This window comes from Streptomyces sp. NPDC127038, from assembly GCF_042725875.1.
Taxonomy (GTDB): domain Bacteria; phylum Actinomycetota; class Actinomycetes; order Streptomycetales; family Streptomycetaceae; genus Streptomyces.
The window spans coordinates 221,578-234,676 of sequence record NZ_JBHXDQ010000002.1 but is presented as its reverse complement, the minus strand read 5'-3'; the positions used below and the strand labels follow the sequence as shown (position 1 = coordinate 234,676).

Here is a 13,099-nt window from a genome sequence, read left to right as displayed (position 1 = left end):
CGGGTCTCACTTCGTCTCGTAGTCGGCCATGGCGTCCCGGACGGCCGGCGAGAAGAACTCGGGGCCTATCGCGTCCGAGTGGGCGAGTCCCTCCGCGGAGAGCCGGAGCCGGTCCTCGTCCCGGTGCGAGAGCCAGCCGCGCGCGGCGAGCGTCCCGATCTCGGACGGGAAGTCGTCGCGGGGGTCCGCCCCGAAGCGCAGCCGGTAGTCCGCCACGGGCAGGCCCTCGGCCTGGAGCAACGACTGGAGCAGATGCCGGCGGCGAGCCTCGTCCTCGTCGACGCGGCGGCCGTGCAGCGCGTGCGAGAAGTCCTCGGTGGCGGTGTAGTCGTCGATGATCCCGCGGATCTCGCGCATCGACACCGCGTAGTCGAAGGAGTAGTGCAGCGTGGAGGTGTACGAACGCGCACCGCAGCCGAGGCCGATCATCCCGTCGGTCTGGCAGGCGTAGTCGTCCGGGCCCTGCGGCGGTGCGTCCGCGCGCCGGAACATACGCATCGACACCTGCTCGTAGCCGTGTTCCAGCAGATGGTCACGGCCCTCCCGGTACCGCCGCAGCCGCTGCTCGTCCCACTCCAGACCGGCCGTCCGCGCGTCCGTGTGCCGGCCGAGACCGGTGAGGGGCCGGATGTAGAGCGGGTAGAGGTAGATCTCCTCGGGGCGCCAGGCCAGGGCCGCGTCCAGCGAGTGGCGCCAACTGGCCGCGGTCTGGCCGTCGATGCCGTAGATCAGATCGATGTTGAGGACGGGGACGGCCGCCTCGCGGATCCGCGTGAGCGCCGCCTCCACCTCGGAGCGCCGCTGGGGCCGCACCGCGGCACGGGACTCCTCCTCCACGAAGCTCTGCACCCCGAGGCTGAGCCGGGTGGCGCCCCGCTCGACCAGCACGGCCAGCCGGTCGGCCGTGGCCGTCGAGGGCGAGGCCTCCACCGACAGCGGGATCGCGCGGAGATCGGCCCCCATCTCCCGCTCGGCGATGTCGCACAGCCGCTCCAGCTCGGCGGCCTCCAGGAACGTCGGTGTGCCGCCCCCGAACGCGGCGTTGGCGAAGTGGGGGACCTCGGCGTCGCCGAGGGCCTCGCGCATCGCGACGGCCTGGCGCCGCAGCGCGTCCAGATAGCGTCCCGTCAGGCCGTCGGGAGCGCCGATCCGGGTGAACAGATTGCAGAAACCGCAGCGGATCTCGCAGAACGGGATGTGCAGATACAGGGACAGCGACCGACGGGACTCGCCGGCCCACAGGTCCCGCAGCGCGGGGCGCGGGTCGAGCGGCCGGTAGGCGGTCTTGTGCGGATAGGCGTAGGTGTAGCTCTGGTACGGGCGCGGCAGGCCGGTCGGGGCGGCCGCGGGGGCGAGGGTCATACGGTCGGCTCCAGGAAGAAGTGGCTGTAGGGCACGGTCCACACGCAGTCGTGGCCGAGACGGTGGCCGGTGTAGCCGTCGTCTCCGTAGGCCGTGCCGTGATCGGAGCAGACGATGGCGAAGCAGCGGCGGCGCGAGCTCATCGCACGGAACAGCCGTCCGACGTGCGCGTCGATGTACTCCAGGGCCGCCGCGTGGGTGGCCCGGCTGTCGCCCGTCTCCCGGGTGGCACCGGGCAGGTGGAACCAGTTCGGCTGGTGCAGCGCCGACGCGTTCAGGAACAGGAACAGTCTTTGTCCGGCGGGGAGTTCGGCGACCACCTTCTCCGCCCGGGCGACCTGCGCCTCGAACGAGGTGGGCGACGCGACCCCGAACTCCGGCTCCCAGTGGCTCTCCTGGAAGAGCCCGGGCAGCACACTGCCCAGCGCGCCCTGCTTGTTGAAGAAGCCGACGCCCCCGACGCACACCGTGCGGTAGCCCTGTGCGGCGAGGCCGGACACCAGGTCCGGGGTGTCGAAGACGAACGTGCGGCCCGCCGTCGTCTCGCTGCCGGCGAACCGTGCCGCGAACAGCCGCGGGTGCGGTCCGGGCTCCGCGGGGGTGGGCAGGAAGCCCGCGAACATGGCCTGGTGGGAGGCGTAGGTGAAGTTCCCCGGTGCGTGCCGCCGTTCCCAGGTGCCACCGGGCAGATGCGCGGTGAGGTTCGGCAGCCGGCCGGCCGCCGCGAGTTCGACGGCCACGTCGTGGCGCAGGGTGTCGAGGGTGAGCAGGAGCAGGTCGTCGCGGCCCACCACCTCGTTCATGTCCGGCGGCGCGGACGGTCCGGGGGCGGGCGGGGCGACGGCCGGTGCGCTGTCGGGTTCAGGCTGGGGCATGTGCTGTCCTGGCGGGGGTGTCGAGCGGAGGTGCGGGTCGTACGGGGAACTGTCCGGGGAAGCGGGAACGGACCGCCGCGATCTGCGCCGCGTACGTGTCCAGCCCTTCGGCGCCGCTGCCCGGCAGGCCGGTCAGCCGGGGGAGCAGATCGCCGAAGGCGTTGACCTCCCCTACGGCGAAGCGGCGCCAGCCGACGGCGGGCAGCAGGTCGACGCCCACGCACAGGGTGCCGGGGAAGCAGGCGGCCGCCCGCTCGCTGATGCCGAGGGCCTCCGGCCACCGGTCACCGGCCAGCGCGCGCACGGCCGCGAGATCGCCGCGCGCCCCGCCCAGATGCAGATTGGTCAGGGGGGAGCGGCTCGTGCGGACCACGGCGTGGGTCGCGCGCCCGGCGACGACCACGACACGCAGGTCCGCCGATCTGCTGCCGAGCGAGGCCTTCGGCAGCCAGCGCTCGATGTGCAGTCCGTCCGGCGCGAGCGTGTCCACGATCGCCGCGATCTGCGACTCGTCCGTGTAGCGGCGGATCCGAAGGGAGTTGTGGAGGTCGCCGTCCGCCGTGCGTTCGACGGAGGTGGTGGCCCGGATCCGGCCGGAGGCGGTCGTCTCCACGGCCAGCACGCCCGACGCGGACGAACCGTGCGCGAGTTTGACGAAGACCCTCCGCAGCGCGGCCTGATCCATCAGGTCCCGGACGCCGCTCCAGTCCGCGACCGCCGCGCGGGCTCCGGAAGTGGGGGACGGGGGCACCGGCACGCCCGCCGCGTCGAGACGGGCGTGGCACAGCCGCTTGTCGAAGAGCACGGCCAGCTCGGCCGGGTCGTCGAGCCGCAGCCCGCCGCGCAGCGAACCCACGCAGTCCAGGAACCGCGCGTACCAGCGCGCGGAGCCCTCCACCCGGGTCGGCTCACCGATCCCGCGCAACAGCCGGTCCACGTCGGCGTCCTCGCCGGGTGAGTCCAGCCGGACGACCTCGTCGTCGGCGAAGTCGTGCCCGCCGTCGCGCAGTACGTCCCGCCACTCGACCACCCGGGGCGTGCCGGAGCCCGCCGCCTCGGCCGCCGCCGCGAACAGGCCCACCCGGCGGTTCTCCCCGTTGGCCACGACCGCCCACTTCATCGGCGCGCCCTTGGGCCTCAACCCGCCCATCCCGCCTCCTCGTCGTCCGGTCCGCCGCTACTCGCCGACCGCGACGAAACGCCAGACCGTTCCGTCCTCCTCCTCGTCGGACTCCGCGTCGTCCTGGTCGGCGTGGACCGTGACGCCGGCGGGCTCCAGCGTCTCCAGCAGGCGCTTGCGCACCTCGGAACCGAGGTAGTTGTGGTGGAGGTCGAGCACGTCGAGGTGGGTCAGCGGCTGGCCCGACAGCAGGGCCGTCGCGCCGTCGTCGGTGAGCACGCCCATGGAGACGTCGAGGTGGGTGAGGCGCGCCACGACCGGAGCCGAGGCCAGCGCCGCGCAGATGTCGTCCTGGATCTCGCTGTTGCGCAGAGCGAGGCGGGTCAGAGCGGGCAGCCGGGTCCCGGCGAAGAACGGCTCCAGGTCGGCGATGTCGGCGTCACCCCCGTACTCGGAGGTGCCGAGCCACAGGTCGAGCGACTCGAGGGCGGGCAGATCGCTGCCGGCGACACCGCGCACGGCCGTCGCGGGCATGCCGCCGGTCTCGACGGTCAGGGTGCGCAGCCGTTCGTGCCGGAAAGCGGGGAGCACCAGTCCGTTGCCGCCCCGGACACCGAACTCCTCCAGATCCGGGAAGGCCTCCAGCAGCGGCGAGACATCGCCCTGGACGATCCAGGAGATCTCGCACTCCTCCATCACGATGTCGGCGACGAACAGCCCCCTGAGCGCGGGCAGCCGGTCGCGCGCGGCCACCAGCGCCGTGATCACCGCGTCGGGGGAGGAGTCGTACGCGTCGCTCCACGCGCCGACGATCAGCGCCTTGACCCGCTCGGTGTCCACGGCCGCGAGGAAGCGCGCGAAGGCGTCCTCCCACTCCTCCTCGCTCTCGTAGGAGTCCACGGCGATGCGCCAGGCGACGGACTCGGGCGAGGGGAGCGACGTGGCCCGGGGCGACTCGTCGCCTGCGTCCGGGAACGTGAAGGCCCGCAGGCCGTGGAACTCCTCGAGGTGCCTGTTGATGGTCATGCGCGCCCACTCCTTCGTGCGGTGGATCGACGGTCGTGGTGGAGAGCCCGGAGCGCGCGGACCGCACCCGGTGCACGATTTCTACCAAGCCCCACTGACATCACGGCGAACAGGGGTCGGCACCTGGGGACGGCCTGCGGATCACTGGCCGCCGGGCGGGCGGCCCGACCCGCCCGGACCGGGGTACGGCACCTCGTCACCACGGACATGACGCCTGGTCAGCGGGGGTACGCGTCCGGTCCCGAGGCCGATTGTCAGTGGTCGCCCCTACGGTTTTTCCATGGCACATCCCGTGCCGTGCCGGGAGGGAGACCCATGTTCCGTCAAGGAGACGTGCTCATCGTGCCGTTGGACGAGAAGGCCGTGCCGGACCACGCCCGCGACGCGGCGTCGGAGCCCCGTGACGGCCGTGGACGACTGGTGCTCGCGCTCGGCGAGGTCACCGGGCACGCCCACGCGGTGGTCGGTCCGGGGCGTCTGATACGGGACGGCGGGGTGTTCGGGCCGATGCTGCTGCACGTCCCCGACGGGGCGCGGGTCGTGCACGAGGAACACGCGGCGATCCCGCTGCCCAAGGGCTGGTACCGGGTGATCCGCCAGCGGGAGTACGTACCTGGCTCGGTGCGGATCGTCGCCGACTGACGGGCCCGCCGGCGGTGCCGGTCCGGTTCCGGAGCGGTGGACACCGACGGGCGGACCGCGCGTCCGGGAGCAGGACCGGGTTGCGTCGAAAGGTGCCGTGCCGCCCGGGAACAGGGGACACAGGAGAGGAACGGTGTGATGGAGCAGGGCAGTTGGCGTGCCACCGCGACCAGGACGGGCGCGGGCGACCGGACGGCGGCCGAGGAAGGGGTCCGGCTCGCCTACCGGCAGGCCGGACTGGAGGAGCCCGAGCGCATCGTCTGGGCGCGCTCACCCCACGAGGCCGTGCGCGTCCTCATGGGCGCGGTGCCCGTCGAAGGGCCGGAGCTCGGCGACACCGGCCCCGGCGTCCGCGACAGGGTGGTCTCCGGTCCCTGGGCGGCGGAGCGCGCGCGAGCCCACGAGCGGCTGGGACCCGAGGGGTGGAGCGGACACTGGCGGGCCACGGGCGCGCCCCTGTGGGAGTCGGTCCGCACCCTGGCGGACCGGGTGCGCGCGGGCGTCGTCGAGGACCTCGCCACCGACCGGCGCGAGGAGAGCCGGGTGCGGCTGCTGCTCCTGGACGCGACCCTGGGCCAGCACGACGCGGCCTGGCTGTGCGCCTTCGACCCCGGCGAGGCGAGCGCCCTGGCCGGGATCGCGGCGGTGGCGCGCGAGGCGGGCTGGTGGTGGCCTTACGAGAAGGTCGCCGTCATCAGTGAGCGGCCGACGAGCCTGCACCGCGACGAGGCGGGACGCCTGGACCGGGGCGACGGTCCGGCCCTGCGCTACGCGGACGGCTTCGAGCTGTACGCCTGGCGCGGGATGCCGGTTCCCCGGACGTTCCTCGACGAGCTCACCGCGCTGACGCCCGAGCGCATACGCGACGAGGAGAACGCCGAACTGCGCCGGGTGATGCTGGAGCACTACGGCTACGACCGGTATCTGGACGAGTCGGGTGCCGTCCCCGTCCACCGCGACGAGACGGGGGTGCTGTGGCGGGTCGAACTGGTCGGGGACGAGGACGTGGTCATGGTCGAGGTCGTCAACTCGACCCCCGAGCCCGACGGCACGAACCGTACGTACTGGCTGCGCGTCCCGCCGACGACCCGTACGGCCCGTGAGGGAGTGGCCTGGACGTTCGGGCTGGCCGCCGAGGTGTACGAGCCGTCCCGGCAGACGTGAGGGCGTCGGTGTGCGGGGCTCAGGCGCGTCGTCCCCAGGCCATGAGCATTCCGGGGCCGAGTTCGGCGAGCGTGGGCGAGGCCAGCTGGGCCAGCGCCTCGTCGATCACGGTGGAGTCGACACGTCCGGTCTCCTCCAGGGCGGGCCGCATCCGGTTCCACGTCTCGGACCAGAACCGGGCCAGCGGGCCGTCCGGGACCAGGGGCGGGCAGACCAGTTCGGCGGCGACGTCGCGGAGTCCTTCCTCCCGCAGGAAGTGCGGGTAGGCCGGGATCTCCGAGGTGTCCGTGCCGATCGTCGAGCGCAGGGCCTGCCACATGGCGTCCATGGTCCGCCGGTAGGCCGACGAGGTGTCCAGCGGGTTCGGCACCTCCACGGCGTCGCCGAGCACCAGCCAGCCGCCGGGATTCAGCCATCGGGCGAGGCGGGTGACGAGCCGGCGGCGTTCGGGCAGGTGCATGAGGACGAACCGGGCGTGGATGAGGTCGAAGGTGCCGGGGTCGAGGCCCTCGTCCCGGAGATCGGCGGTGATCACCCGCAGCCTCGAATCCCTGAGGCCGCCCAGGCCGCCGGTGTCCCGGTCCAGCGCGACCACCTCCGCGGCTCCCGCCTCCTGGAGGAGCCATCGGGCCACGGTCCCGGTCCCGGCTCCCACTTCGAGGCAGCGGCCGCCCGGTCTCGGACCCAGGGCGCGCAGCCGGCCCGTGGTGACGGGGTCGTAGATCAACGCCGCCGCGTCGATGCGTTCGGATTCCTGCGGATGCTCCGGCTCGAACAGATCTTCTCCATAATGGCCGTCGGAGGCCGGGAGGCCGGTCATGTCCGGCTCTCCCGCCGCGATCCGGCGGTGGGTCCTCTGTCCGTCGGCACCATGAAAGCCCCCAGATCATAGGAGAGCGATTTACGGCCAGAATGGCATTTTTCGGTCACCCCGGCAGGTCGGCGGACACAGAATCCGCCCAGCTTTGCACCGGCTGTGACCCTTGAAACGCACCTGTAACGCTCATAGCATGATCGAACTCACGACGATTGCCCTGATCGTCCGTCCTTCACTAGAAGAACACGCCGTCTAGCGCGAAGGGTGAGCTATGTGACCAACACCAAACAAATCGGCCAAACAGTTGATATCTATAGCATCCCGAGTAATTTCACGAATAAACAACATAATTGATTTCGATGAACGGCGTCGGCCACAGGCGATTCTGTGGGCCGTCGCGGGTGTCGTGACCCTCGGATTCCTCGTCACGATGGAGATCGTCGCGCGCCACTACGGCATGCCGGGACCGATTTCCAATCAGGTGGGCGAGGTGATCCTCACCCCTACGTCGGGACCGCTGCTGTACGCCGGTCTGGCCCTGATGATGGTCGTCCTGCCCTGGCGGCAACGGTTCATCGCGCTGGGCATCGCCGCCGGGATCGACATCGCGTTCCTTCTGGTGCGCTGGACGCTCGACTCCGACCTGATGTTCGGCAACGGCGCGTTGTGGGTGATCCTCGGTTATGCCTTCATCGCCGTCACCCGGCGCAAGGGCAGGGAACGGATCCTGCTCCTGAAGGGCGTCGGACTGGGCCTGCTCCTGGTGGCCGGGCACAAGACCGGCGACACCTGGCTGATGATCACGTCGGAGACGCGTCCGTCCGTCCTCGACGCCTACGTGGCCACGGCCGATCACGCGCTGGGCAACCCGTCGTGGGTCATGGGCCGGGTCGTCGACGCCTCCGGACCCATCGGCTCCCACGCCCTCCACCTCGTCTACGGCCAGCTCCCGCTCGCGGCGGCCGTCTTCGCGCTCTACCAACTGCGCAACGTGGCCGAGGAGCGCCGGTTCCCGGGACACCACCTGGTGCGGACCTTCCTGGCCATCGGCCTCGTCGGACCCGCCATATACATGATCTTCCCGGTGGTCGGACCGGTCTTCGCCTACGGCGCCGAGGGCGGGCAGTGGGCGGCGGCCAACCTGTGGCCCCACACCCCGCTGCCGATCGGCGCCCCGCACCCGAGACCGTTCGACGAGATAACGCCCCGCAACTGCATGCCGAGCCTGCACACCGCCTGGGCCACCACCCTCTTCATCCACACCCGGGAGGGCTCGCGGCTGCTGCGCTACGCGGGCACGTTCTGGCTGGTCGGCACGCTCACGGCGACGCTCGGCTTCGGCTACCACTACGGCGCGGACCTCATCGCCGGCGTGGTGTTCGCGCTCACGATCGAGACGGCCATGCGCTCGTTCCACCGTGGCTGGGACCGGTCGGGATTCACGCTGGTCGGCTACGGCGCGGCGGTGTTCACCGCGCTCCTGCTCTCGTACCGCTATCTTCCGGTGGACATGGCCCTGCACCCCTGGGTGGCCGGGCCGCTCCTCCTGCTGGCGATGTCCTCCATGATCTACGGATACGTGCGGACCACCAACCAGTGGAAGCCCCGGCCCGCGCTCGTGCAGCAGCCGGAACCGCAGCTCGTACAGGCGTGACCGCGCCGCCCCCGCGCCACCCGTTCACGCCCCCGTCCGAGGCGCCTCCAACAGGCCGTGCAGGCGCCTCGGACGACAGCGGGGGCCCGGTGGCACCCCCCGGCCCGGCCGGAGCGGCCTGGCCGGGACACGGCCGGGCGCCGGGCCGCGGGATTTGCCCTGAAGTGCACTCGAAGGTGTTGGGTGGCCGGAGTGGCACCGCGGGGACGCGGTGACCGGGTGGACGACACGTTCCAGAGGAGCACTCCATGACACAGAAGATCTGGTTCATCACCGGCGCCTCCCGCGGCTTCGGGCGGGAGTGGGCCGTCGCCGCGCTGGAACGGGGCGACTCCGTGGCCGCGACCGCACGCGATCTGTCCACCCTGAGTGATCTCCGCGAGACCTACGGGGAGCGGCTGCTGCCCCTTCAGCTCGACGTGACGGACCGCGACGCCGACTTCGCCGCCGTACGGCTGGCGCACGAGCGGTTCGGACGGCTCGACGTGGTGGTCAACAACGCCGGCTACGGACACTTCGGGATGATCGAGGAGATCACCGAGGACGAGGCCCGCGCCCAGCTGGAGACCAATCTGTTCGGGGCCCTGTGGATCACCCAGGCGGCACTGCCGTTCCTGCGCGAGCAGGGCGGCGGCCACATTCTCCAGGTCTCCTCCATCGGCGGGATCAGCGCGTTCCCGCTGGTCGGCATCTACCACGCCTCGAAATGGGCGCTCGAGGGAATGAGCCAGGCGCTGGCGCAGGAAGTGGCGCAGTTCGGCGTCAAGGTCACCCTGATCGAACCCGGCGGATTCGCCACCGACTGGGCCGGTTCCTCGTCGAGCAGGTCCGAGGAACTGCCGGCGTACGCCGAATTCCACAAGGAGGTCCAGGAGCAGCGGCGCAAGCGCGTCGGCACCCCGGGCGACCCGCGCGCCTCCGCCGCCGCGGTACTGGAGCTCGTGGACGCGGACGAACCGCCGCTGCGCTGCTTCTTCGGCTCGGCGCCCCTGGCCATCGCGAAGGCCGACTACGAGCAGCGCCTGACCTCGTGGGAGAAGTGGCAGCCGGTCGCCGAGCTGGCCCAGGGCTGATGGCCCCCTGATCCGCCGCGAGGAGGCCGGAGCGGGCGAGCGCGATCCGACGTCCCGGCCCCTCCCCGGCACAGGCCCCGGCCCCAGGTACCCCGGACCCGGCCCCAGGTACCCCGGTACCGGGGTCGGTGCGCCGGTGGGTCAGCCGCGGTGGCTCTGGTAGTAGCCGCCGACCAGGTCGTGGTAGTCGACGTCACCGACGTGCTTGGCCCTGTCGAACTCGGGGGACTCCCGGATCTGCTGCCGGGTGAGCGCGACGTGGATCCTCCGCTCGTCGTGGTCGATCCGCCGCACCGTGCCCGCGGGCAGCAGCACGTGCCTGCCGAAGATCCACACGCCGAGGTCGACGATGAGGTACGAGGACCCGAGGTCCTCCGCGTGCTTGTCGACCTTGCCGATGGCGCCGTCGGTGGCCTCGACCCTGTAGCCGACCAGATCCGAGCCCGCGATGTGCCCGGCGTCCGGGTGGTAGCCCCAGATGCTGTCCGTCATGAACGGCTCCCTCATCGGAGATTCCTCGCGCGTCCGCGGCGGAACCGTGGAGTCGTGCGGGCGTCATCCACCGTAGAACACGAAGCGCGAGCGCCGCGACGTCAGTAGAAGTCGCCCCGGCGCTGCGCGGGGTTGACGGCGTCACGTCGCTGCTGGAGCCGGCGGGCGGCGCGCAGGGCCGCGATCTCCCTGAGGTGCGCCTGGCTCTGGAGCAGCATCATCGATCCCAGCGCGTGGTTTCCGGTCATCGGGTTGTCCACGCAGGACTGGTACATCACGGCGGCCCGTTCGTTGTCCTGGTAGAGCGTGCGGTAGATCTCGGCGGCGCGGTACTGGGCGTACGGGTGGTTGCGCGTGGCCGCCGCGAGGAACTGCTCCAGAGCGTGCTCCGCGGGCGTCCGGGTCACCGGGATCAGCCGTTCCAGGTACAGGTCGCCCAGCACGAGCATCGCCTCGGGCTCGCCCAGCGCGGCCGAGGCGCGGTACCAGCGGGCGGCCTCGTCCAGCGACTCGACGATGCCCGCCTGCGGACAGCCGCGGTGGTACAGCGAGGCCAGGTAGAAGGCCGCCCGCGGTGAACCGCTGCTGTGCCGCAGACGCGGTACGGCGCTCGCGTACCGCCCCTGTGTGTAGTCGATGTGCCCCAGCAGCTCGATCGCGGCGCTGTGTCCGGACGACGCCGCCGTCTCCAGGAAGTAGACCTCCGCACCGGGGTGCTGCCCGCTGTTCCAGCAGTGCAGGCCGATCCGGTAGTACTCCTCGGCACTGGTCGGCTCGTGTCCGTCCACGGTGAAGTTGGTCCCCTGCCACTGCACCATGTCGCTGCCTTTCGCGTCGTGGCCTCAACCGATGGTACGGCTCGCCGGCCGCCACGACCGCGGGACCGGTCGCCCGGGGACTCCGTTCACGCCGAGGGCCCGGCAGGCGCCTCCCGGCGCTCCGGCGGCAGACGCTCGGCCACGGCGTCGAAGAACCGCCATCCGTCGACCTGACCGGCGTGCCCGAACCTCTGCCCGTCGGCCAGAGCCGCTTCGAGCAGGCCTCGCACGGCCGCGGGCCGGTGCAGATTGAGGTAGCCGCCCCGTACGCGGCTGACACCGCCTTCGTGAGCACCCCAACCGCCGCCGCCCACCACACGATCGGGACCCGAGTCGAAGAAGATGCGGATCACGCCAGGAGATCCCTCGCGTGCGACGACGAGGACCTCCTGGCACGGGCTCGCGACACCGCTTCCGGGGGCGGGATCCCGTACATGCCGATGGCTGACCCACCATCGGTACCGCTCGGAGCCGATGACCAGATGCCGATGCCGACGACGTCCCATACGGTCACGGTAGCAACGCGCGCGGAGGCGCCGGCGGGTTCCGTGCTCCGAGGCCGTGGCTCCGGGGCCCCGGCTCCGAGCGTCGACTTGCGTTGGAGTGCGCTCCAGGCCATAGCGTCGCAGACACCACGGAAGGCCTCCGCGCTCTCCGAGGGACGACGAACGAGTGTGCAGAGACGAGCTGGGAGAGGGCATGCGCAAGCGCAGTCTGCGGGACCTTCAGGTATCGGCCATCGGCCTGGGATGCATGGGCATGTCCGCCTTCTACGGATCCACGGATCAGGAGGAGGCGATCTCGACCATCCGGCACGCCCTCGACCTCGGGGTGAACTTCCTCGACACCGCGCAGATGTACGGGCCGCTGACCAACGAGTCGCTCCTCGGCGAGGCGATCCGGGGTCATCGCGAGGAGTACGTGATCGCGACGAAGTTCAACTACCGCATGGACGACGCCGTGCCGGGCGACATCAGCACGGTCGGCCCGCAGGACGGCTCGGCCGAGCACGCCCGCAGTTCGGTCGAAGGCTCCCTCCAGCGCCTGGGGACCGACTACATCGACCTGTACTACCAGCACCGGGTCGACCCGAAGGTCCCCATCGAGGAGACCGTCGGCGCGCTGGGTGAACTGGTCGCCGAGGGCAAGGTGCGTCACATCGGCCTGAGCGAGGCGAGCGCGGAGACCATCCGGCGCGCCCACGCCGTGCACCCGGTCACCGCGGTGCAGAGCGAGTACTCGCTGTGGTCACGGGACGTGGAGGCCGAGGTGTTGCCCGCCTGCCGTGAGCTGGGCATCGGCTTCGTGCCGTACTCGCCGCTCGGCCGCGGATTCCTGGCCGGCCGGTTCGCCTCGCCCGACGACCTGGACGCGAACGACTGGCGCCGCCAGAACCCGCGCTTCCAGGACGCCAACCTGGAGGCGAACCAGCGGCTGGCGGCCAAGGTGAAGGAGATCGCGGCCGAGAAGGACGTGCTCCCGGCCCAGCTGGCCATCGCCTGGGTGCTGGCCCAGGGCGAGCACCTGGTGCCGATCCCGGGCACCAAGCGGCGCAAGTACCTGGAGGAGAACGCCGCGGCCGTCGACGTGACCCTGACCAAGGACGACCTGGCCCGGATCGAGGCGGAACTGCCCGAGGCCTCGGGCGAACGCTACGACGAGGCGGGCATGCGGTCCGTCAACCGCTAGAGCCCGTACGGCACATGCTCACCCGGCGGAGCCGTGTGCCCGCCGAATTGCCTTGCCGCCGCGACCCCGACCGATGATCCTGGGCCGATGCCAGGACAGCGGAAGAGGAAGCGGCGGCAGGACGCCGAGAGACAGCGGATCGCCCGGCGCACCGCACGGCCGGGGCACTGGGAAGTGGTCTTCGAGACGTACGACCAGGCGGAGCTGCGCGAGCACGCGATCCGCCTCCGGGAGGCCGGGGTCGACGGGCCGATGATCCGGATCGACATGCTGTGCGGCCGCCTGGTGCAGCCGACCGCCTACCGCCTGAGCCACTTCGTCCCGGACCCGACGCGGGAGCCCGACAGCGGGCACCTGGATCGCTGAC

14 protein-coding genes are annotated in these 13,099 nt (G+C 71.5%); 6 read left to right on the top strand and 8 right to left on the bottom strand.

Annotated features, from left to right (window positions below; translation table 11 throughout):
* Nucleotides 1–6: 6 nt before the first annotated feature.
* Genes ACFWI4_RS02560 through ACFWI4_RS02545 form a run of 4 tightly spaced genes read right to left on the bottom strand, consistent with a single transcriptional unit; the run spans nt 7 to nt 4,383 of the window.
* The gene (locus ACFWI4_RS02560) at nt 7–1,362 is read right to left on the bottom strand and encodes an STM4012 family radical SAM protein (RefSeq protein WP_387190042.1); all 1,356 of its coding nucleotides are present in this window, start codon (nt 1,360–1,362) and stop codon (nt 7–9) included.
* The gene (locus ACFWI4_RS02555) at nt 1,359–2,165 is read right to left on the bottom strand and encodes an STM4013/SEN3800 family hydrolase (protein WP_387190174.1); all 807 of its coding nucleotides are present in this window, start codon (nt 2,163–2,165) and stop codon (nt 1,359–1,361) included. Before ACFWI4_RS02555 ends, ACFWI4_RS02560 begins: the two co-directional genes overlap by 4 nt.
* Nucleotides 2,166–2,223: 58 nt before the next feature.
* The gene (locus tag ACFWI4_RS02550) at nt 2,224–3,387 is read right to left on the bottom strand and encodes an STM4014 family protein (protein ID WP_387190039.1); all 1,164 of its coding nucleotides are present in this window, start codon (nt 3,385–3,387) and stop codon (nt 2,224–2,226) included.
* A 27-nt stretch (nt 3,388–3,414) separates the two neighbouring features.
* A complete protein-coding gene (locus tag ACFWI4_RS02545; RefSeq protein ID WP_387190036.1) occupies nt 3,415–4,383 on the bottom strand; it encodes an STM4015 family protein in 969 nt (322 codons plus the stop codon).
* A gap of 315 nt (nt 4,384–4,698) precedes the next feature.
* Between ACFWI4_RS02545 and ACFWI4_RS02540 the strand changes: the two genes are divergently transcribed.
* Together ACFWI4_RS02540 and ACFWI4_RS02535 are read left to right on the top strand one after the other, a co-directional pair.
* Nucleotides 4,699–5,025, top strand: a complete 327-nt coding sequence (locus ACFWI4_RS02540; protein ID WP_387190033.1) for a hypothetical protein — start codon at nt 4,699–4,701, stop codon at nt 5,023–5,025.
* Nucleotides 5,026–5,160: 135 nt separating this feature from the next.
* A complete protein-coding gene (locus tag ACFWI4_RS02535) occupies nt 5,161–6,189 on the top strand; it encodes a DUF6745 domain-containing protein (protein ID WP_387190030.1) in 1,029 nt (342 codons plus the stop codon).
* 19 nt (nt 6,190–6,208) lie between these two features.
* On the opposite strand, the gene ACFWI4_RS02530 is transcribed toward ACFWI4_RS02535, so the two are convergent.
* Nucleotides 6,209–7,009 carry a methyltransferase domain-containing protein gene (locus ACFWI4_RS02530; protein ID WP_387190027.1) on the bottom strand — a complete coding sequence of 267 codons (801 nt, stop codon included), beginning with the start codon at nt 7,007–7,009 and terminating at the stop codon, nt 6,209–6,211.
* 379 nt (nt 7,010–7,388) lie between these two features.
* Between ACFWI4_RS02530 and ACFWI4_RS02525 the strand changes: the two genes are divergently transcribed.
* Nucleotides 7,389–8,660 (top strand): phosphatase PAP2 family protein, encoded by a 1,272-nt coding sequence (locus tag ACFWI4_RS02525; RefSeq protein WP_387190172.1) that lies wholly within the window; start codon nt 7,389–7,391, stop codon nt 8,658–8,660.
* A 248-nt stretch (nt 8,661–8,908) separates the two neighbouring features.
* Entirely contained in the window at nt 8,909–9,733 is an 825-nt protein-coding gene (locus tag ACFWI4_RS02520) for an SDR family oxidoreductase (RefSeq protein WP_387190024.1), read from the top strand.
* A 141-nt stretch (nt 9,734–9,874) separates the two neighbouring features.
* Here ACFWI4_RS02520 and ACFWI4_RS02515 read toward each other — a convergent pair whose 3' ends face one another.
* From ACFWI4_RS02515 to ACFWI4_RS02505, 3 genes are all read right to left on the bottom strand, one after another.
* On the bottom strand, nt 9,875–10,225 hold the full coding sequence (locus ACFWI4_RS02515) for a PRC-barrel domain containing protein (protein WP_387190022.1): 351 nt from the start codon (nt 10,223–10,225) through the stop codon (nt 9,875–9,877).
* Nucleotides 10,226–10,326: 101 nt separating this feature from the next.
* Nucleotides 10,327–11,043, bottom strand: coding sequence for a tetratricopeptide repeat protein (locus tag ACFWI4_RS02510; RefSeq protein WP_387190020.1), 717 nt, complete (start codon nt 11,041–11,043; stop codon nt 10,327–10,329).
* 86 nt (nt 11,044–11,129) lie between these two features.
* Nucleotides 11,130–11,549: a hypothetical protein gene (locus ACFWI4_RS02505; RefSeq protein ID WP_387190018.1), complete on the bottom strand. Its 420-nt coding sequence runs from the start codon at nt 11,547–11,549 to the stop codon at nt 11,130–11,132.
* A 193-nt stretch (nt 11,550–11,742) separates the two neighbouring features.
* Between ACFWI4_RS02505 and ACFWI4_RS02500 the strand changes: the two genes are divergently transcribed.
* Together ACFWI4_RS02500 and ACFWI4_RS02495 are read left to right on the top strand one after the other, a co-directional pair.
* On the top strand, nt 11,743–12,732 hold the full coding sequence (locus ACFWI4_RS02500; protein ID WP_385393948.1) for an aldo/keto reductase: 990 nt from the start codon (nt 11,743–11,745) through the stop codon (nt 12,730–12,732).
* 87 nt (nt 12,733–12,819) lie between these two features.
* Nucleotides 12,820–13,098: a hypothetical protein gene (locus ACFWI4_RS02495; protein WP_387190015.1), complete on the top strand. Its 279-nt coding sequence runs from the start codon at nt 12,820–12,822 to the stop codon at nt 13,096–13,098.
* Nucleotide 13,099 lies beyond the last annotated feature (1 nt).

Coding starts and splice junctions, on each gene's coding strand:
- ACFWI4_RS02560 (WP_387190042.1), bottom strand. CDS start 1,362: ATGACCCTCGCCCCCGCGGCCGCCCCGACCGGCCTGCCGCGCCCGTAC.
- ACFWI4_RS02555 (WP_387190174.1), bottom strand. CDS start 2,165: ATGAACGAGGTGGTGGGCCGCGACGACCTGCTCCTGCTCACCCTCGAC.
- ACFWI4_RS02550 (WP_387190039.1), bottom strand. CDS start 3,387: ATGGGCGGGTTGAGGCCCAAGGGCGCGCCGATGAAGTGGGCGGTCGTG.
- ACFWI4_RS02545 (WP_387190036.1), bottom strand. CDS start 4,383: ATGACCATCAACAGGCACCTCGAGGAGTTCCACGGCCTGCGGGCCTTC.
- ACFWI4_RS02540 (WP_387190033.1), top strand. CDS start 4,699: ATGTTCCGTCAAGGAGACGTGCTCATCGTGCCGTTGGACGAGAAGGCC.
- ACFWI4_RS02530 (WP_387190027.1), bottom strand. CDS start 7,009: ATGACCGGCCTCCCGGCCTCCGACGGCCATTATGGAGAAGATCTGTTC.
- ACFWI4_RS02520 (WP_387190024.1), top strand. CDS start 8,909: ATGACACAGAAGATCTGGTTCATCACCGGCGCCTCCCGCGGCTTCGGG.
- ACFWI4_RS02515 (WP_387190022.1), bottom strand. CDS start 10,225: ATGACGGACAGCATCTGGGGCTACCACCCGGACGCCGGGCACATCGCG.
- ACFWI4_RS02510 (WP_387190020.1), bottom strand. CDS start 11,043: ATGGTGCAGTGGCAGGGGACCAACTTCACCGTGGACGGACACGAGCCG.
- ACFWI4_RS02505 (WP_387190018.1), bottom strand. CDS start 11,549: ATGGGACGTCGTCGGCATCGGCATCTGGTCATCGGCTCCGAGCGGTAC.
- ACFWI4_RS02500 (WP_385393948.1), top strand. CDS start 11,743: ATGCGCAAGCGCAGTCTGCGGGACCTTCAGGTATCGGCCATCGGCCTG.
- ACFWI4_RS02495 (WP_387190015.1), top strand. CDS start 12,820: ATGCCAGGACAGCGGAAGAGGAAGCGGCGGCAGGACGCCGAGAGACAG.